General features: G+C 39.3%; 10 protein-coding genes. 2 read left to right on the top strand and 8 right to left on the bottom strand.

The features are described from left to right. Nucleotides 1-54: 54 nt before the first annotated feature. From atpD to ELS83_RS08660, 3 genes are all read right to left on the bottom strand, one after another. Nucleotides 55-1,566: a F0F1 ATP synthase subunit beta gene (gene atpD, locus ELS83_RS08670; protein WP_171595151.1), complete on the bottom strand. Its 1,512-nt coding sequence runs from the start codon at nucleotides 1,564-1,566 to the stop codon at nucleotides 55-57. 94 nt (nucleotides 1,567-1,660) lie between these two features. Continuing rightward, nucleotides 1,661-2,635 carry a polyprenyl synthetase family protein gene (locus ELS83_RS08665; protein ID WP_171595150.1) on the bottom strand — a complete coding sequence of 325 codons (975 nt, stop codon included), beginning with the start codon at nucleotides 2,633-2,635 and terminating at the stop codon, nucleotides 1,661-1,663. A gap of 52 nt (nucleotides 2,636-2,687) precedes the next feature. Next, nucleotides 2,688-5,111, bottom strand: coding sequence for an efflux RND transporter permease subunit (locus ELS83_RS08660; protein WP_171595149.1), 2,424 nt, complete (start codon nucleotides 5,109-5,111; stop codon nucleotides 2,688-2,690). Between the two features lie 438 nt (nucleotides 5,112-5,549). Here ELS83_RS08660 and ELS83_RS08655 point away from each other — a divergent pair, with 438 nt between their 5' ends. Together ELS83_RS08655 and ELS83_RS08650 are read left to right on the top strand one after the other, a co-directional pair. Further along, the gene (locus ELS83_RS08655; RefSeq protein WP_171595148.1) at nucleotides 5,550-7,244 is read left to right on the top strand and encodes a Na/Pi cotransporter family protein; all 1,695 of its coding nucleotides are present in this window, start codon (nucleotides 5,550-5,552) and stop codon (nucleotides 7,242-7,244) included. Between the two features lie 299 nt (nucleotides 7,245-7,543). Continuing rightward, nucleotides 7,544-8,386, top strand: a complete 843-nt coding sequence (locus ELS83_RS08650) for a class I SAM-dependent methyltransferase (RefSeq protein ID WP_171595147.1) — start codon at nucleotides 7,544-7,546, stop codon at nucleotides 8,384-8,386. Nucleotides 8,387-8,450: 64 nt separating this feature from the next. Here ELS83_RS08650 and ELS83_RS08645 read toward each other — a convergent pair whose 3' ends face one another. From ELS83_RS08645 to ELS83_RS08625, 5 genes are all read right to left on the bottom strand, one after another. Beyond that, a complete protein-coding gene (locus ELS83_RS08645) occupies nucleotides 8,451-11,108 on the bottom strand; it encodes a glycoside hydrolase family 3 N-terminal domain-containing protein (RefSeq protein ID WP_171595146.1) in 2,658 nt (885 codons plus the stop codon). Nucleotides 11,109-11,286: 178 nt separating this feature from the next. Continuing rightward, nucleotides 11,287-13,455: an MGH1-like glycoside hydrolase domain-containing protein gene (locus ELS83_RS08640; RefSeq protein WP_171595145.1), complete on the bottom strand. Its 2,169-nt coding sequence runs from the start codon at nucleotides 13,453-13,455 to the stop codon at nucleotides 11,287-11,289. A 15-nt stretch (nucleotides 13,456-13,470) separates the two neighbouring features. Next, the gene (locus ELS83_RS08635) at nucleotides 13,471-16,602 is read right to left on the bottom strand and encodes a GH92 family glycosyl hydrolase (protein ID WP_171595144.1); all 3,132 of its coding nucleotides are present in this window, start codon (nucleotides 16,600-16,602) and stop codon (nucleotides 13,471-13,473) included. A gap of 24 nt (nucleotides 16,603-16,626) precedes the next feature. After that, complete coding sequence (locus tag ELS83_RS08630) at nucleotides 16,627-18,411, bottom strand: class I mannose-6-phosphate isomerase (protein ID WP_171595143.1); 1,785 nt, start codon at nucleotides 18,409-18,411, stop codon at nucleotides 16,627-16,629. Further along, the gene (locus ELS83_RS08625; RefSeq protein ID WP_171595142.1) at nucleotides 18,395-19,687 is read right to left on the bottom strand and encodes a glucosidase family protein; all 1,293 of its coding nucleotides are present in this window, start codon (nucleotides 19,685-19,687) and stop codon (nucleotides 18,395-18,397) included. The genes ELS83_RS08630 and ELS83_RS08625 overlap by 17 nt, the downstream gene beginning before the upstream one ends. Nucleotides 19,688-19,696: the final 9 nt, after the last annotated feature.

The raw sequence follows: 19,696 nt of genomic DNA, 5'->3' as shown, positions 1-19,696 counted from the left end.
GTTTAATGCTTAATGATCAATGTTTCAAGACAATAATCATTAATAATTAATAAATTAAGCTTCTGCTTCGGCAAGTAGTTTCTCACCTTTTTCAATGGCTTCTTCAATTGTACCAACAAGGTTGAATGCTGCTTCAGGATATTGATCCACTTCACCATCCATAATCATGTTGAAACCTTTGATTGTGTCTTCGATTGATACCAAACATCCTTTTAGACCAGTAAACTGTTCTGCAACGTGGAATGGTTGAGACAAGAATCTCTGAACACGACGCGCACGGTGTACCACCAACTTATCGTCTTCCGAAAGTTCTTCCATACCCAGAATCGCAATGATATCCTGAAGTTCTTTGTAACGCTGAAGAATCTCTTTTACTTTCTGTGCACATGAATAGTGAGCATCACCTACTACTTCAGGAGTAAGAATTCGAGAGGTAGAATCCAATGGATCTACCGCAGGGTAAATACCCAGCTCGGCAATCTTACGATTCAATACTGTTGTAGCATCAAGGTGAGCAAATGTTGTTGCTGGCGCAGGGTCAGTCAAGTCATCCGCTGGTACGTAAACTGCCTGTACCGATGTAATGGATCCACGCTTGGTAGAAGTAATACGCTCCTGCATGATACCCATTTCGGTTGAAAGTGTTGGCTGGTAACCTACTGCTGATGGCATACGACCTAAAAGTGCTGATACCTCAGAACCTGCTTGGGTAAAACGGAAAATATTATCAACGAAGAAAAGAATATCGCGACCGCCTGATTTTTCATCACCATCACGTAAACTTTCTGCTACTGTTAGTCCTGACAATGCAACACGAGCACGTGCTCCAGGAGGCTCGTTCATCTGACCGAATACCAGTGATACCTGTGATTTATCCAAAGCATCTTTATCTACTTTAGAAAGATCCCAACCACCTTTTTCCATGTCTTCCTCGAACTCATCACCGTAACGGATTACTTTCGATTCAATCATTTCTCGAAGCAAATCGTTACCCTCACGAGTACGCTCACCTACTCCTGCAAATACAGACAAACCATCTTGTCCAATTGCAATATTATTAATCAACTCCTGAATCAATACGGTTTTACCTACACCGGCTCCACCGAATAATCCAATTTTACCACCTTTTGCATATGGCTCAATCAAGTCGATTACCTTAATACCTGTGTAGAAAACTTCTGATTCGGTACTTAGCTCATCAAAAGCAGGAGGAGTTCTGTGAATAGGATATCCACCTTCTTTATCTACTGCATCAATACCGTCGATGGTTTCACCAACAACATTCAAAAGTCTACCTTTGATTTTATCACCGGCAGGCATAATTATAGGAGAACCTGTTGCAATTACTTCCATTCCACGACGTAAACCATCTGTAGAATCCATGGCAATTGCGCGCACAGTATTTTCACCAATGTGCTGTTGACACTCAACTACCAAATTTTTACCGTTTTCCATCACGACCTCAAGAGAATCGTAAATCTCAGGAAGCTTAGCGCCTTCCTTCTCAAAACTTACATCGATTACAGGTCCGATTACCTGTACAATTTTGCCTGTATTTTGTGACATTTACTATTAAATTTTTGGATCATTAATATCGCGTGATGACAAATTTAAAATTTTTTACGAATAAAGGAGAATCTTATCTTAAATTTTAACACACTTAAACGGAACGATTTACCAATTTTTTCACCAAAGTGTATAATTCTGATTTCTTTTCAGCCGGAATATTCACTTTATCCAGATACTCCAAACAAAGGCTAAAATACTCATCGATCTTAGCTTGCGACTGATCTTTCACCTCTAATTTTTCGTAGATGGATCTGACCGAATTAATTTTTTCTTTCGGATTAAAATCTTTTGCAGAAATCCAGGATTCCAATTCACTTTTTATTTCGCCTGTGGCCATTTCGTATGCTTTGATCAGCAAAAAGGTTTTCTTATTGCAAAGAATATCTCCCCCGATCTTTTTACCAAATACCTCTTCATCTCCAAATACATCAAGGTAATCATCCTGTAACTGGAAAGCCATACCCAGGTTCACACCAAAATGATACAAGAGTTCTGCATCCTTAGGATCTGCATCTCCCATGATGGCACCCATTTTTAAACTTCCTCCGAGTAAAACTGCAGTTTTCAGACGAATCATATTCAAGTATTCATCGATCTGAACATCTCTTCGGTCCTCGAATTCCATATCGAATTGCTGCCCTTCACACACTTCAAGTGCTGTTTGATTAAATACGGTAAGTACATCACGCAAGTGTCGATCTTCGCAACTTACAATGTACTGATATGCTTTAATTGACATGGCATCGCCAGAAAGAATGGCAACATTGCTGTTCCACTTTTCGTGCACGGTAGCTTTGCTTCGACGAATTGGAGCATTATCCATTACATCGTCGTGTAACAATGTAAAATTGTGGAATACCTCAATTCCAATGGCCGGCAGATAAACTTTTGTCAGGTCTTCTTTAAACAGGTTGGCACTTAGCAATACCAATATTGGACGAAGGCGTTTTCCTCCAATCCCAAGAATGTATTTCATGGGTTCGAATAAACCTTCCGGTGGTGTTGAAAACTCCAGTCCATCAATTTCTTTCTGCACTTTATCCTGGAGTTCTTTGAAACTATACATGTGAGCTATAAGTTTAGTGTGTATTTTTTACAGCTCACTAAAATATAAAAAATTAGCTAGCAGCGGTTTCTTTTTCTTCTTCTTTATTTTCGATTACGGCAATTCGCAAATCATCCAGTTCGATATCTTCTTCTTCATCGAAAATTTGAAGTAATGGTTCTTTAAATGATCGGTTGGTAATTGCTTTTTCGAGCGTTAGTAGTAATGATGGCAGCAATACCAGGTTGGACAACATGGCCGAAAGCAATGTAATGGACACCAATACGCCCAATGAAACGGTTCCACCAAACTCAGACATGGCAAATATGCTAAATCCGAAGAAGAGAATAATTGAAGTATACATCATGCTCTGACCTGTTTCGCGAAGGGCCAGAACCACAGAAGAACGAATGCTCCAATTGGTTGCCTTTAACTCCTGACGATATTTGGCCAGGTAGTGAATGGTATCATCTACAGAAATCCCAAAGGCAATACTAAATACCAATATGGTTGAAGCCTTTATCGGTATACCGAAATAGCCCATTAAGGCAGCCGTTACAATTAGTGGCAACAGGTTTGGAATTAAGGCTACCATCACCATTCGTTTGGATGAGAACATCCATGCCATGAATGAGGCAATCAGGAATATGGCCAATGCAAGGCTTAAAAACAGGTTTCGAATCAGGTATTGGGTTCCTTTGAAGAATACAATACTCGATCCTGTTACATGTACATTGTATTTTTCTTTGGAGAAGATCTCGTTCACATGACCCAGAATTTTCTGTTCCATTTCTGCCATGCGTGTGGTACCAATATCCTTCATTCTAAAACTCATTCGGGTTATAGATTGGGTAGAATCTACGAAAGTTTCCAACACCTTGGAATCGGCTCCCGTTTCGGCTTTTGCCAGGTATGACAGTATAATATCTTTGGTTTGATTGCTTGGCAGTTTGTAATATTTTTCTTTTCCGTTGAAATAAGCCTGGTTCGCAAATTTTGCAGCCTCAACAATTGAGACAGAGCCTGATATTTCCGGGTAAGCTCTCAGAGAATCGTTTAATTTGTTCAAGCGTTTCAGCGTTGAAGTTTTTAAAACTCCTGCTTTCTTTTTGGTTTCGATCATCACCTCCAGAGGCATGATTCCATCCATGTTCTTTTCGAAGAATTTCAGATCCTGGTAAATTTCGTTATCGTGTGGAAGGTCGTCAACCATATAACCTGTACTCTTCATTTTACTGATTCCAAATCCTCCCAAAACCAATAGGGTAATGGCAACAACATAAACCAAACTCCTATGGTTCAGTACAATCTTCTCCAATCTCCCTACAAACCAAACGGTTAATTTATTATCAAGGTGTTTGGTTGCTTTCTGATCTGGTGGAGCCAAGAAACTAAAAATGATAGGAATCAGTAATAAGGATAGTACGAAAACTACCATGATATTTAATGCGGCAATTACACCGAACTCTTTTAAAATCTGACTTGAAGTCACGATAAAAGTAGCAAAACCCGATGCTGTAGTCAGGTTAGTTAGGAAAGTAGCATTCCCAATTTTTGCTACTACCCTTTGCAATGCCTTGATTTTATTCCTGTGACGAATGTATTCGCCATGATATTTGTTAATGAGGAAGACTGAGTTTGGAATTCCAATAACCACCAGGAGTGGAGGAAGCATCGCGGTAAGCAAAGTAATTTTGTAATCGAATAGTACCATTGAGCCAACAGCCCAAATCACACTTAGTCCTACCACCAACATACAGAAGAACACTACCTTGAACGAGCGGAAGAACATGAAAAGGATAATTGCTGTTACCAAAAGCGAAAGGTAAATGAACATGTTCATCTCGCCTTTAATCATTTGGGCTGTAACCACACGAATGTATGGCAAGCCCGAATATTTCATATTCAGTCCGTACTTTTCCGTAAATTCATCTGTAATTTCGCGAACTTGTGCAACCATTGGTTCGCGTGCCTTGGAATTGATAATTTTTGCATTCACCGTAATCCCCATCAGGTAGGTATTGCTTTCCTTATTGATTAGGCTACCCTGATAAAATGGAAGAGCTTCGGCAATGGCAGCCAGGCTATCGAGTTCGGCCTGTGTTTTAACTTGTTTTGGAAAAATGGTTCCAAACTCGAAACGCTTTTTCTCCTTGTTTTTATTGATATTCCAGGTGTGAGCAATGGAAACTACTGCATCGATTCCATCTAAAGATCCCAGGCGATCACCTAGGGCAATCCAGTCGTTGAATTTTTCAAGCTCATAAAAATCTGGATCCTGAACAGCAAAGAACATCATGTTCCCTTCTTGTCCGAAAGTGTTTTTGAAGCGCTCATATTCTACCGATGCAGGATCGTCTTCGGGAAGCAGAGCAGCATACGTATAGGACATCTCCACAAACTGTGCCTTGTACGCCATAAATGAAGTAACCAGCCCAACAACAACCAAAAGTAAAATTCTATTCCTTAGAATTATTCCTGCAATCCTATTCCACATACTTAAATATTTATTTCCCTGTTTCCTTTAGAGTTCGGCGAAAATACGACTTAAAATCATTTTTTCAAAAGATGTACAATCTGTTATATCAATCTCGAACTTTATCTTTTTGGGCAATGACATAAAATTAAGCAAAAAGCACCAAACCTTCTGACATTTAATCAATTAATTATAAAACATTATTGTTATCGACTTCTTCCTGGGCATTTATCGTTAAATACAATTACAACCCTATGGTTCAAAACGATTTTCAATATTCATAGTGTGCTGATTTTCTGAACAATATCACATCGTTAAAAATCCTTAAATCGAACCAATCTAATTAGTCTCTTAACATTAACTTTTCTTTTTCTTAACATTTGCTTTACATTCAAAATATCCTATTTTTGCCGACCTTATCAAACTAACAAATTGAAAAACAAACAAAATTAGTCTATTATGGATTATGGAATAGCCGATATTTTAAGGCTTATTGGTTCTCTTGGATTATTCCTTTACGGAATGAAACTAATGAGCGAGGCTCTTCAAAAGGTTGCTGGAGATAAAATGAGATCTATTCTCGCAGCAATGACATCTAATCGAGTAAAAGGTGTATTCACTGGAGTATTAATCACTGCTTTAATTCAATCATCATCCGCAACTACTGTAATGGTAGTTAGTTTTGTAAATGCCGGATTGCTTTCATTGGTTGAATCGGTAGGTGTGATTATGGGTGCAAATATTGGTACTACTGTTACTGCCTGGTTAATCTCTATTCTGGGTTTTAAAGTGAGTATGAGTGCTATTTCCTTGCCATTAATTGGTCTTGGCTTGCCATTCCTGTTTTCGCAAAATCGTGGTAAAAAGAATTGGGGCGAGCTGATTATGGGTTTTGCACTTCTGTTTATCGGCCTACAGTTTTTGAAAACATCAATGCCTGATATCAAGAGCAATCCTGAGATCCTAAACTTCTTAGCAAACTATACCGATATGGGCTTTGCTTCTACCCTATTGTTTATGGGTATTGGTACTTTGCTAACAATATTGATTCAATCCTCATCGGCAACCATGGCACTTACACTGGTAATGTGTAATTCGGGATGGATCAGCTTCGAAATTGCAGCTGCTATGGTATTGGGTGAAAATATCGGTACAACCATTACTGCCAACCTGGCTGCAATGATTGCCAATACTTCGGCGAAACGTGCAGCACGTGCTCACCTTATTTTTAACTCGATTGGGGTGATTTGGATGTTATTGGTACTGCCATATTTCTTAGAGTCTGTTTCCTGGGTAAGTCAGAATTTCTTCGGACAAGGCAATGCATTTACCGAAGCTGCAGCTGTGCCAGTAACCTTATCTTTGTTCCACACAGGTTTTAATATCCTGAATGTTTTGCTTATGATATGGTTTGCCAAATTCATTGTGAAAGTGGTTACTACCTTGGTTCCTGTGCGCGAAGATGTGGAAGAGGAATTCAAACTACAACACATCAAAACTGGTACTCTATCAACTCCTGAAGCGTCACTTTTCCTTGCCAAAAAGGAAATCTCAATGTATGCAAAAAGTACCAAGAAAATGTTTGGGTATACGAAAGATGCATTCAACGAAACCAATGATAAATCGTTTAATAAGCTTTTCGATAAAATTTCTCAACGCGAAGATGAGAGTGATGATATGGAAGTGGAAATTGCAAACTTCCTGACCTCTGTTTCGGAAACTCGCCTGAGCAAAGAAAATTCGGAACGAGTGCGTGCCTACTTTAAAATGGTAAGTGATATCGAGAGTGTTGGAGATTCTGCTTTAAACATTGCCAAGGCGATGAAACGTAAACGCGAGCAAAAAGCCTGGTTCCCACAGGAATTGCGCGATAATATCAATAAAATGTTCGAATTGGTAGACAATGCTTTGGACATGATGCTTGAGAACACGAAAAATGAGTTTTCGGAAGTAAGAATTAAGAAGGCATGGGAAATTGAGCGTGAAATCAACGATTACCGTACTGCTCTAAAAACAGAACACCTTGCCAATGTGGAGGAGAAGAAATACAAGTACCAGGCAGGTATCATTTACAACGATATGTTCTCGGAATGCGAAAAGATTGGCGATTACTGTATCAACGTAAGTGAAGCAATTAATGAAATAAAAGAATAGATTAGCTACGGGCAAAAGCTCGTTAGTATTAGGTAGAAAGATCCTCACCTTGCGGTGGGGATTTTTTTGTGCCAAAGAAAATTCATGCAAATTTGTAGCAGACAGATAAAATACTTAGTTTTGTGCCACTTATGGCTCTTTAGTATCATATCAAAAAGCTTTTCATCCTGAAAAGTGAATTGGGGAGACACCAATTGGTATTGGTGTACCTATTGTTGCGTACCCCAATATTCAATCAAAAATTTTATATTATTTAAGAATTTAATGCAATGGAATTGTTGCATTCAAACGTAAAAGATATGAACGTTAATAAGATTATAGCTGTAAGCAATCGACCAAAAATATATGAAAAAGGAACAGATCAAATGTGGACCGATCCATATATTTCGAAGAATTTATTAGAAGTACACCTAAATCCTGAGATCAACTTAGCTAGCAGGAAACCTGATTCAATCCAGGCAAGTTTAAATTGGATACTTGAGTACAAAAATGATTCAAATTTACACATTCTTGATTTGGGTTGTGGCCCCGGACTTTATGCCGAGGAATTAACAAAACGAGGTCATCAGGTTACTGGGGTAGATTTTTCTGAAAATTCTATTCGTTATGCCAAAGAACAAGCAGAAGTAAAAGGTTTTGACATTAGTTACATTTGTTTGAATTATTTGGAAATGGACTTTGAAAATCAGTTTGACCTGGTCATATTGATCTATACTGATTTTTGCATTCTTTTGCCCGAAGAACAAGAGCTGCTACTTATGAAAATTAAGAGAGCTTTGAAACCAGGTGGAGTGTTTGCTTTCGATGTAAACAACGAGCGAAACCTGGATCAAAAAATTGGTACAAAAAACTGGGAAGCTGCCCAAACAGGATTTTGGAGCCCTGAACCATACTTGTGTTTGTCTGAACCCTTTCATTATTCAGAAAATAAAGTTCTTATGTTTCAGCACATTGTGATTCAAAATGATAGCAAGCCAAAAGTATATCGTTTCTGGACTCATTATTTTGACATGGCAGACATTGAAAATAAGCTTCATGAAAATGGGTATCAAATCCTTCAAAGCTCAGACAAGGTATTGCCTGCTGGAGATTGTTGGTTAGGAGAAAATATCACTTTTATCATTGCAAGCTGTAAAGAATAAAAAAATGGGATGTCAAGATCAATTTGACATCCCATTTCCTTTTGCTTACAATTGGATTTCCTGCCTACTTCACTCTAAACTTCGATTCCAAACGAATATCGTCTGATGCAGCTCCTATTTTCACTTTAAATTCACCTGGTTCAACCACACGTCTCATCTTTCTGTTCCACAATGCCAAATCGTCGGGAAGCAGCCTAAAACTAATCTCTTTTTCTTCGCCTGCTTTTAGATCAACTCGTTGAAATCCTCTTAACTGCATAACAGGTGTAGCCACCGAGCTATAGGTATCTGTAATATAAAGTTGAACCACTTCTGTTCCATCTCTATCTGATGTATTTTTCACCTTAATTGTAACAATTTGGTTTTCTGTTTTCTCGATTTCTGGTTTCATGATTTTCAAGTCAGAATACTCAAACTTGCTGTAATTTAATCCATGACCAAAGGCAAACAATGGCTTACTCGTTCCATCCACATAATCATGATTTGCCGAAGGTTGATGATTATAGAATACTGGCAATTGTCCTTCGCTGCGTGGAAAGGTAATTGGCAGTTTACCAGAAGGGTTCACCTTACCGGTAAGGATATCAACTGTTGCTCGTCCACTTAACTCACCAGCATACCAGGTTTCCAAAATGGCATCCACCTTTTTATGTTCCTCTGTTAATACCAAAGGTCTACCATTTTGAAGCACCAAAATAACAGGTTTTCCAGCACTTGTAAGCTCATTCAATAATCGTTTGCTGTAGGTATTCAATTCCAGGCTTTGACGGTCTTTTCCTTCCCCACATTCCTCTTCCTTTTCGCCAAGAACCAATACTACAACATCAGCATCTTTTGCAGCTGCAACTGTTTTCTCGAACATGCTAACTTTATTCGATACTTCAGGTTGTATTTTCCAATGAAGAAAAACTGCTGCATAAGCATCAAATTCAGCGAAGTCTAGAACAATTGGATATTTCTTTCCTTTCTCCAAACGAATTTTCCGCTTCGTCCACTTGTTTTTTAGTTCTTTGTCCCAGTTATCAATCAGTTGCTCACCATTGATAGAAAATCTTGCAATATCATCAGCAATTAATGAAAACTCGTAAGTTCCATCTATTGGTGGAACAATGTAACCCGACCAACGCACAGAGAAGTTATCATCAACAACTCCGGCTTCGGGACTCAAATTGTGCCAATATCTCGCCAAACTTGTTTCAACTTTTGAAAAAACTGGCTTTCCAGCACAATCAGAATTATTAAAATATTCTGCCAACAGGCCTTCTTCTCCATTTTCACTAAGTAAATATTTCGAGTCAATTTGCTCAGCTGTGTTCGTTGGGACTCCAACATCCACAAAATTTACCTCATATTCAGCATCTTGAAAAGCATCAACAATTGAGGTTCCTTCCACTTCTTTTGGAGAGTAGCCACCCAACAATACCTTATCGGCCATATCGCCAACAATTGTTACTTTCTTAACATCATCGCCAAAAGGCAAAATGTTGTTATTGTTTTGCAATAGAGTAATTGATTTTTGAGCTGATTCCAAGGCCAAATCCTGATGTGCCTGGCAGTGGTATCTTTCGGCTTGAAGTTTTGGATCTACATATGGATTTTCGAATAATCCCAAACGGAATTTTACATATAACACGCTTGATACGGCACGATCAACATCTTTCATATCAAGACTTCCGTTCTTTACTGCTTCAATAATCGTATTCTGAAATTTATCGTGAGTATAATCGTAGAATTGCATATCCAAACCCGAACGAATTGAGGTTAAAATCGCATCTTCGGCTGTTGGAGAGGTATGGTGCGAGTTGTGCTGTTTTGCTATGGCACCAAGATCGGACAAAACAAATCCTTTAAAGCCCCACTCATCGCGCAATAATTCTTTTAACAACCAGGGATCGCCAGCTGCAGGAACACCATCCCACTCGTGATAAGCGGCCATAGCACCAAGCGCTCCTGCTTCCTTGAATGCTTTCTCGAATACATATAAAAAGTGACTGCGAGCTTCGCGTTCACCAATATAGACAGTTCCTGTATTTAATCCTTTTGTCGGAATACTATGAATCCCAAAATGTTTCGGTTCTGCAACAACTGTATTATTTGCAGTTAAATCTTCGCCCTGCATTCCTTTGATTATAGCTACCCCATTTCGAGCTGCTAAATATGCATCTTCGCCATAAGTTTCCTGCACTCGTCCCCAACGTGGTTCCCTGCCAATGCCCAAAACTGGCGATAATACCATGTGCACACCAACCGAACGGGTTTCTGCACCTATCACCTTGCCTATTTTTTGCATTAAATCAACATCCCACATACTTCCCAGTCCGATAGGCACAGGAAAAGCCGTCGACTTTTTACCTTGATAACCGTGTAGTGCCTCTTCAATAAACAAAGCTGGAATTCCCAAGCGCGTGTTTTCTACAATGTATTTTTGAAGCTCGTTTGCATGTACCGCCGTTTCCGGATAATAATCGTGCACCGAGCCTATACTCATTCCATTTAATGCCTTTGCAGCTCTAACAGGCTCTACTCTACCATCAATTACCAGGTCGCCAGCCGAATACATATCCAGCTGCATCACTTTTTCTTCAAGTGTCATTCGCGACAGCAAATCGGCAACGCGTGTTTCAATATCGAGTTTAGCATTTTTATATGCTGGAAGTTTCTCTTTTTTCGTGAATCCAAAGAGTAAGAAAGTGGCGATAAGCAAAAAATAGAATCGATTCATTATGATTAAATATTTGGGTTGGTTATACTTCATGTTCTAATTTTTCTTCAAGATTAGTTGAACATGCTTAGTTTTGGGTTAAAAGAAGATTAACAAGGCAATTCGATTTATTAATCTTGTAATTATTAGATGTGAAGATCCACTGTAAACTATCACACCTCCTTATTTTGCTCACACTTTATTTTATCAGAAATGATTCTCCATAGAATTTGGTGGCAATCAGTTTATCATTCTCATATACCAAGAATGTTTTTCTGTTTAACTGAATTCCAAAGGTTCTCCCCTTAAACTTGATATTGCTAAGTATAGCTTCTCCAATATCTTCGTGATTAAATGGTTTAATACTAAGAGTATCGCCTTCTATGTTTATACCAAATGTTCCAAAAATAACGGCCTCCATTCCTGCCCCAGCTGCTATTTGTACAGGCATTGAAGAACGATCTTGTTCCGGAGTATCGATACGTGGATTTTGTGGCAGGTAAGGAAAATACTCAATATACCTGATGTTGCGTTTTAGCACATCCCAACCTTTTCCCGCGAAGCCTTTTTGATACAAGTTGCGGGATATTCTTCCAGGCATTCCGGCATATTGTCCGCCTCCACCCCAATCTGAATCAATTAAATCCCAGTGGACAGAATCGCGGCGGGCAATAGAATAAACGCCAAATTTCCCAAGAAACTCACCTTCCTGCAAATGACTAACCAATCCATAGGATTGCTGATCAGACAGGTAATCTGCTCCCAACATATCAAACAAATGGTAGGTCCAGATGCTTGTTTTTGAGCCATCAGGATAAAGATTATCAAACCAGGCTAATTCTTGATTCCAAAGATGTTTATCGACCAAAGTTTCCAGTTTTTTTGCATTCTTAAAATACTTTGCTTGTAGCTTTTTATCGCCAAGTCTCTCAGCCCATTCTGCCATTGTATACAACAAATCAATGGTTAAAGTATTCGTAATGGGAACAACATGATTGTATCCATCAGTTCTGATTTCAATGATTTTTTCGGTGTTATATCCTACATCAATTAAGCCCAAATCGTTGGTATAATTGTTTTCAAGTTCATTCACCCATCCTTGCATCCATTCCCAAACAGATTTTCCAGAGGCTTTTGTTGTAAATAATGAATAGTCATTTGTATGACGCAAATAAGCCTCGATCATCACCTGCAAGGCAAAAGGCTCCTGTATGTATAAATTATCCCAAAAAGCGCCGTTCCAGCCCACATAGGTACGTTTCATTTTTACATGTTCAAAATCGGTTAAAATTGCTCCTTTCAGGCTTTCCGGTTCGAGCATTGCAAGTACATCTGAAGAATATGAATTATCCCAACTAATGGTAAATGGCCAGGTACCAACTGCCCAAAACACGTCTGTAATGTAGTTTGGGTTTTCATATCGACACATCATTACTGATAACATGCATCGGTAGTAATACTCCACCAATTCCTGGTTTGCAGAAGAGAGTTGAGGTAATTGATTGTAAGCCCAGGCAAGCATCTCTCTTGTTTTTTGATCAGCCACCTCCATTCGTTCTTTGATATCATTTTGAACAATTGCAGGTTCTGATTGATCCGGCTGGTAAAATTTAATGGCAAAAAAGTAGGTTTTCGTTTTTCCAGCTGGTATCGATATCTCAAAACCTTTATCACTAATTTCCTTGATGGATGAAGAAACTCTTGCATGAGCCACTTCACTTCCAATGGTAAAAGCATCTATTTGTTTTGCCGTTGTATTGCCTTCTCTAAAAGAGCAATACAGGTGTTCAGCAATCTGGTTTGGAATCAGGGTCATCTCAAGATTCTTTGAATTCCTGTTGCTCAATTGCAATTTGATAAAAACCTCATCATCATTATTGGCTACACTGGTCCAGCTTTTTGCTCCAAAACTCACCCAAGTGTTGTTATATTCTTTATGAAATGTGGCCGAACGATAATATTGGTTAGGTTGCCATTTTTCATCTTGTGTTACCATAATGGATGGTGAATTGGGTCGAAAATTAGAACCTAATGGATCGTAACTTTTACCATCATCAATCCACGATTTCCATTTGGTCGGTACATCATCCTCGATTAGACGTTTTGTGTCCTTATCATAAAAATTCAAGTTAAATTGATATTTGTGTGCCTCTATGGGTTCAAACTGCACATTGGTAAACTGGGTAACACTATACTGCTGAGGCGATACAAAACCACGATAGTTGACCAAAAGCACCTGTTGATCATCAAAATGGATATCTTCCCGATCCATTGCATAATATTCAGGACTGGCAGGTGTAATTTTATGCTGAGTAATTCCTGTTAAGCTTATTAGCAAACTTACAATTAGAATTTTTATCCTTTTCATCTCGTTAATGTTTTTTTATTGTTCAATAACTCCCCAATTCTTATTCGGCTCAGGCCCCATTTCTAACTCCAACTTCCCTCCTTTTAACAGTTCCCTTGCAGGAAATTTAAAGTCTTGTAAAGTCTCGCCATTTAAGTTTGCAGATTGCACGTATTTGTTGAGTCGTGAGGCATTTTTCGCTTCAATCACAAACTTTTCGCCTCTTCCGAATTGGCGGCCCAAATCTATTTCTACCTTTTCGTAAAGCGGACTTGCAATTTCATAAACGGGTTCTGTACTACAACCTCCATCGGTTTGGAACAATCCTAAAGAGGCCATCACCAACCAGCCACTCATTTGTCCCTGATCCTCATCGCCCAAATAAGCATTGGAAACGCCTATTCCGTAATATCTATCGATGATTGCACGGCTCCACTTTTGCGTTAACCATGGTTTTCCAACCCAATTAAATAAGAATGCAAAGTGCATGGATTGTTGATTTCCCTGCATCACCGGATAGTTCCAATACTGATCATTCATTCCGTTGAAACGGGTTTTATCACTCTCGGTAAATCCCCAATCCAATCGTTTTATAAATCGCTCTTTTCCAATGGCTTTAGCCAGTGCAGGAACATCCTGGGGCACAAAATAGGTCAACTGCCAGGAATTCCCTTCCACGTAATGGTGGTTTGCACCCGATTGATACGGATCAAAATCTTCTTTCCAATTGCCTTTAGCATCCTTCATTCTGGCATATCCCATGTCTTTATCAATTACATTTCGCCAGTTATATCCTCGCTTTAAAAACATTTGATAATCGGATGTTTTGCCAAGCGCTTTTGCAAATTGCGACACCGTCCAATCATCGTATGAGTATTCCAGTGAATTGGAGAAACGGCCTTCATCATAAGGCACATATCCATGCTTCAGATAAGTGACTAAATCACGGTTGCCTGCAAATCCGCCACCCACTTTTCGGGCCGGAGTAGTTTGCATCTTTCTTACCGCCTGGTATGCTTTCTCAACATCATAATCGCGAATTCCCATTTGGTAAGCACCAACAATTAGAGGAATTTCGTGCTCAGCTACCATTACCGGAACATACTCCATTCCTGCAGGTCCTTTGGCCAACCAGCCATTAGCATCGTACATGGCCAGTTGCGATTTTACCCAACGGTTGCTCCATTCTGGTGTAATAAGGTTCCAAAACTGATTTAAATTCCAGAAGGTGTTCCAGAATGCATCGCAACCCAGTGCTGGTGAAGAAGGATCTTTCATTCTCCTGATTTTCTCATCGGCATCGCGCCATTCTCCGTTTACATCCGAGAAAATATTTCGGCTACAAATGGAACGATACGTGGCATTGTAAAAACGCTTTTTCTCAGTTCTGTCATGGGTCGAAATCTTCACTCGCCCCATCAGTTTGTTCCATTCCGATACATGGTAATTTCGAACAGCTTCAAAACTCCAACCGAACGGATCACTGATCTCCTTTTTAAGGTTTTCTCCAGCATTTTTTATGCTCACATATGAAATTCCGGTTCGAACTTGTACCTGCTTTTGTGCATTAGTATCAAACTCAACAAAACAACCTGTATCTTTTACCTCTTTTGCTCGGATGGATTTTGAATCTGACACTATATCATTAATCCATGTTCCCATTTTATGAATTGGCTGATCGAACTCAATCACAAAGTAAATGGTGTATTCCTGATCGATTCCGCCAGCCCAGGTATTTTCGGTTAACTGGTGCGAAAAGCCTTCAATTCGATATTCATTCACCTGTTTCAGTTCAACTTCCTTATTCTGGTAAGTATATTCACAAGGAATTTGCAAATCGATTAAGATTCTGTTTTCCAAAGAATCCGGGAAAGTATATCTCTGGAATCCACATCGGGTTGTAGAAGTAAGTTCTGCCGTAATGTTATAATCGCTCAAATCCACACGATAATAGCCCAAAGGAGCTTCTTCTGTCGATTTATCGATTCTTGATCGATATCCACTATCCGGATCCATCTGATCTCCCACCTTAATTTGCAGTGGCCCATTAGTTGGCATCATTCCCAAGCCGGCAATGGTCCATTCATGAATGTGGCTAAAGCAACCAATCGATTCAAAATTTGGTTCATATCCTCCCTGCCAGGCGGCGTTTTGATTATCCGGACTCAATTTCACCATACTAAAGGGCATCCAAGGTCCGGGTGCAATCATCCAGCGAGAATGCCCCGCTCCCATTTTTGTATCAACATATTCTGCAGGTGTTATCGTGTCGCAAGGCATTCGATCTATTTCGCCAGATTCAACCTCCTTTTCATCTACATAAATGCTATACTTGCTTTTCATTTTGCTTTGAACCGATGGCATTGGAGCTTCAAACTGATATCTTCCTTTTTCAACAAATTCAGTAAAGATTTCTTCTCCATCCAAGAACACTTTCAGCTCTGGTTTGCCCGATAAATGTTCAAGATCAACAAGCAATGCCTGGTACGATTTTCCATCTAATTCCAGTTCATAATCTGCAGCCGAAACATCACGCAAGTGAATTGAATTTGCCTGACGAAGTTCTGCCTTTCCTGGTCCTTCCAATTTAATTTGATCGAACTTGATCCATGAACCTTCAATCGTACTTAGAGAAATTTCATTTCCCCCTTCTTTCATAATTTCATTCGACAAAGGAATTTCAATCAGATATTCCGATGAATCTATTGGTGAAACATCAATTTTGGAATTTTTATTCATTGCTGGCAAACGATATTTCCACGATTTACCATTTACAGTAATCTTAAAAAGCGGCAAATCTTCAGAGTTACAATCCAGCACGTCAACAGTTAGTTTCCACTCTCCCGATTTTGGTAATTTATCGATACCAAACAGAATATTTAAAGTGCTGGATCTCCAGCCTGATGTTCCGTAGGTTCCTCCCCAGGTATCGCTAATTCCCGGAATGATGTATGGCCAATCTTTCTTTTCTTCCGATTTTCCAACCAGGAAATATTTGTCTTCCCAACCAAAATCGTTTGCAATATAATCCTTATACCCATGATTGGATAAGGCAAACTCGGCACCTGAATTGTCATTCTCACCAATCTTCCATATGGTTTTTTGAGGGGAAGTACAGGATGATATTATCAGGCTAGCCAAGGTTATTATTAAGCTAAGTTTCTTCATTTTAGATCTATTTTGGGCAAATAATTATTTCATAAAAGCTTTTACCAGCATGATTTCTTCTTCCGACTCGTTAATGATTTTATAAGAGCCAGCTGCAGCAGGAATTACAAAGGTTTCAGCATAGTTGAAGCGTTGGCGCATTCCATTTTTGCTTTCAACCACAATGCTCTGGCCTTCTACAAGCGAAAGAACATTACAGCGGTTTTCGGTATCAATTTCTACTTCTGTAAGCAAATGATACCTGTGTACATCGTAAGTATGTTTTTCATGTGTTGGTAGGTGATATTGCTTCCAATCCAAGCCTTCATTCAGAAGATAAGGATGAGAGATCAACTTCTCTTGTACATACTCTCCTTTGCGATCGAAACAAAGGTTTTCCATGCCTCTTTCAACATTTATCGGACGAGGTTTCCCATCGAAATCCACGCGCAGCCAATCGTACATTTTAAAGGTGAAGATGTATGGTGTTGTGCTGATTTCAAGTACCAGGTTATCGATTCCCGACCCATGTATGGTTCCTGGAGGAATCAGGAACAAATCATGCTTCCTGGAGTCATGGATTTGTACATGTTTGGTGATATCAATTGCCTTTTTGTTTTCGAAGCTGAATTGTAAATCGGCCTCAAATTTTTTAGGATCAATATCTTCCTGAAAACCCAGGTAACATTTTGCATCTTTCCCCGCATCGAGTATATAATAGGTTTCTTCCTGTGTAAAGCTCTCGCCAAAATGTTTTTGGATATATTCTGTTTGCGGGTGACATTGGATGGAGAGGTTCCCTCCATCAAAAGTATCCAGAAAGTCGAATCGGATTGGGAACTCATATCCGAACTGCTTTGAGTGTTTTCCCATAACTGCTTCGCTTTCCTGATACATGATGCAATCGAAGGATATCTCAAGCAAGTTTCCTCCACTTTCGAAAAGCAGGCCATTTTCGGGAACAATCAGTTCGAAGGACCATGCATAGTTTACCACCTCTTTGTTCAGTCCATCTATTTTATTCATGGCCCATTGTCCTCCCCACGCACCCGGCTCGAACCAGGGGCGAACGCGAAAGATATTGTTTGCCATATTTTGTAATCCATCTCTCAAATCAACTCCCCTCATCCAGGTGATTACATCCAGGCGTTGTTCATCAATTACAAAATCAATTTCAGGAAGTAGTTTTTGTTTGTGTTCATTCAGAACAATCCAATCGACAAAATAGAAGCGTTTGTACATGGGTTTGATCTCGAATGGAACACTTGCTCCTAAATTGCAAATGCTTTGCGCACGAGCTCTAAATTGCAGCTCATTCTTTGGCAAATCAATATAGATCAATTTGCCTTTCCAATTGCACAAAGAAGCTCCAGGACCGTAAATAATATTCACATCGGCATTCAAATTCTCAGCTGTAGAATTCAGCTTTCGCTGATCGAAAAAATCATGAAGTGAAATGCTTGCCCTTGTTCCAAAAATTGGATTATCGCCACCTAAAAATGGCTCAATCAGCTCATCAATCTTCGATTCGGGTTTCATGCACTCAGACACATCGGTCCACTGTACTTTTTTGCCCAGCTTTTCGAATTCAGTGTTGATTTGATCTTTCATTTCATAATAGAAAACACCAACATATCCATCGATAATGATGCACTTTTCGTGCTTTAACTCCTGAACCAGCTTCTTGTATCCCACTTCAATTTTCCCATCTTCTATTTTAAGAGATGGATACAAATCGTATTTTCCTTTTTCAGTCTCTTTCCTTTGAAGAGGAAGCAGATATTGCTCTGATTTTCTTTTCTCCATTACCGTTCTATTTTTCAACTGCATCTTCTAACATTTCAATTGCTTTGTAGAGCACTCCTGCCGATCCACGAAAGGTGCCCGAACCAGTTGGCTCATTTTTTACCGTGTACCATTCGTAAAAGCCTTTATTCTGCATCACTCTATCAGTCATTGGAAGTAAGTTTTCGTAGGCTTCCTGGTAGAAACCATAGTGCACCAGTTGTTGAATCATCCTGCCTCCAAACCAGGTCCAGTCGCCTCCGTTTTGATATCCGTAAGGATACATTCCTTTGTTCTCAAAATACCCTTCCGGATATGGCGGATACATGGTTAGACCAATGGAACCAGCACCTGAGGCTTTTACGTTGGAAATCATTTTCTCCAGAGCGGTTTTAATTTGATCTTTTGACAGTAAACCAGCTTCAATGGCAATGGCTGTTCCTCCATGGTAGTAGATCTCATTTTCCTTAAAGTTTTCAGGAAATGGGGAACCATCGAGATAGACATGAGGAATGAATTTCTGGTTTTCCTCATCCCATAAATGTTTCATTGTGTTTTTAGCCAATTGGTCTCTTCTTTCTTGCCACTTCTCGGATTTGGAAGGATCCAGATCCATTAAATTATCAATGGCAATTAGGAACATGGCATTGTCGTAAATATCCACACAATACTTGGTATCTTCTGTAATGTATACTCCCCAGGGATGACAATGTTGAACATCTCCCCAATCGGAAGTTGTGGCTCCGAAAATCATTCCATGCTCTTTGCTCCAGCGGTGATTTCGTAAAAACTCCAATGACCATTCCAATCGATCAATAACACTTTTGTCTCCAATTTTTTCAAGCAAAAATGCCTTGTCGCCTGTTTTCTGAACATACTTGTAAACAGCCTGAATCAAAGAGGCTTCATGATCGGTTTCTACCGTGTTTTTATGTCCGCAATAGGTAGGTTCCAAATCGTTGTAGATATAGGTGTATCCACCATCAACATCAACCGCTTTTTCTTTGGGAATAAATCCGTCTATGATATTTCCATCATCACCTTGCAAACGGAAAAATACACGCAAGTTTTCCTTTAGTTCCTCTTGTGCATACACTTCGGCTGAGAGTTCAATGAATGTATTGTAATCGCGAATCCACACTTCACCATAACCATCTCCAGCATTAAAGCCTGTTTTTACAACCTCCAATGCTCTTTTCTTCACATATTCGAAGCTCTCATTTTTTTGAATGGATTGTTTCAATTCCTTGCTCACTTTCGTTTGCTGCGTACAAGCCATTGTTGCAATGGCAAGCCATAGTAACATTATCCTACTTTTCATGTTGATATC

This window comes from Marinifilum caeruleilacunae (assembly GCF_013141825.1).
Taxonomy (GTDB): domain Bacteria; phylum Bacteroidota; class Bacteroidia; order Bacteroidales; family Marinifilaceae; genus Marinifilum; species Marinifilum caeruleilacunae.
This window is presented reverse-complemented; position numbering and strand designations above follow the sequence as displayed.

What these genes read in the sequence shown, in the direction of transcription:
- atpD (WP_171595151.1), bottom strand. Translation starts at nt 1,566, where the DNA reads ATGTCACAAAATACAGGCAAAATTGTACAGGTAATCGGACCTGTAATC.
- ELS83_RS08665 (WP_171595150.1), bottom strand. Translation starts at nt 2,635, where the DNA reads ATGTATAGTTTCAAAGAACTCCAGGATAAAGTGCAGAAAGAAATTGAT.
- ELS83_RS08660 (WP_171595149.1), bottom strand. Translation starts at nt 5,111, where the DNA reads ATGTGGAATAGGATTGCAGGAATAATTCTAAGGAATAGAATTTTACTT.
- ELS83_RS08655 (WP_171595148.1), top strand. Translation starts at nt 5,550, where the DNA reads ATGGATTATGGAATAGCCGATATTTTAAGGCTTATTGGTTCTCTTGGA.
- ELS83_RS08650 (WP_171595147.1), top strand. Translation starts at nt 7,544, where the DNA reads ATGAACGTTAATAAGATTATAGCTGTAAGCAATCGACCAAAAATATAT.
- ELS83_RS08645 (WP_171595146.1), bottom strand. Translation starts at nt 11,108, where the DNA reads ATGAATCGATTCTATTTTTTGCTTATCGCCACTTTCTTACTCTTTGGA.
- ELS83_RS08640 (WP_171595145.1), bottom strand. Translation starts at nt 13,455, where the DNA reads ATGAAAAGGATAAAAATTCTAATTGTAAGTTTGCTAATAAGCTTAACA.
- ELS83_RS08635 (WP_171595144.1), bottom strand. Translation starts at nt 16,602, where the DNA reads ATGAAGAAACTTAGCTTAATAATAACCTTGGCTAGCCTGATAATATCA.
- ELS83_RS08630 (WP_171595143.1), bottom strand. Translation starts at nt 18,411, where the DNA reads ATGCAGTTGAAAAATAGAACGGTAATGGAGAAAAGAAAATCAGAGCAA.
- ELS83_RS08625 (WP_171595142.1), bottom strand. Translation starts at nt 19,687, where the DNA reads ATGAAAAGTAGGATAATGTTACTATGGCTTGCCATTGCAACAATGGCT.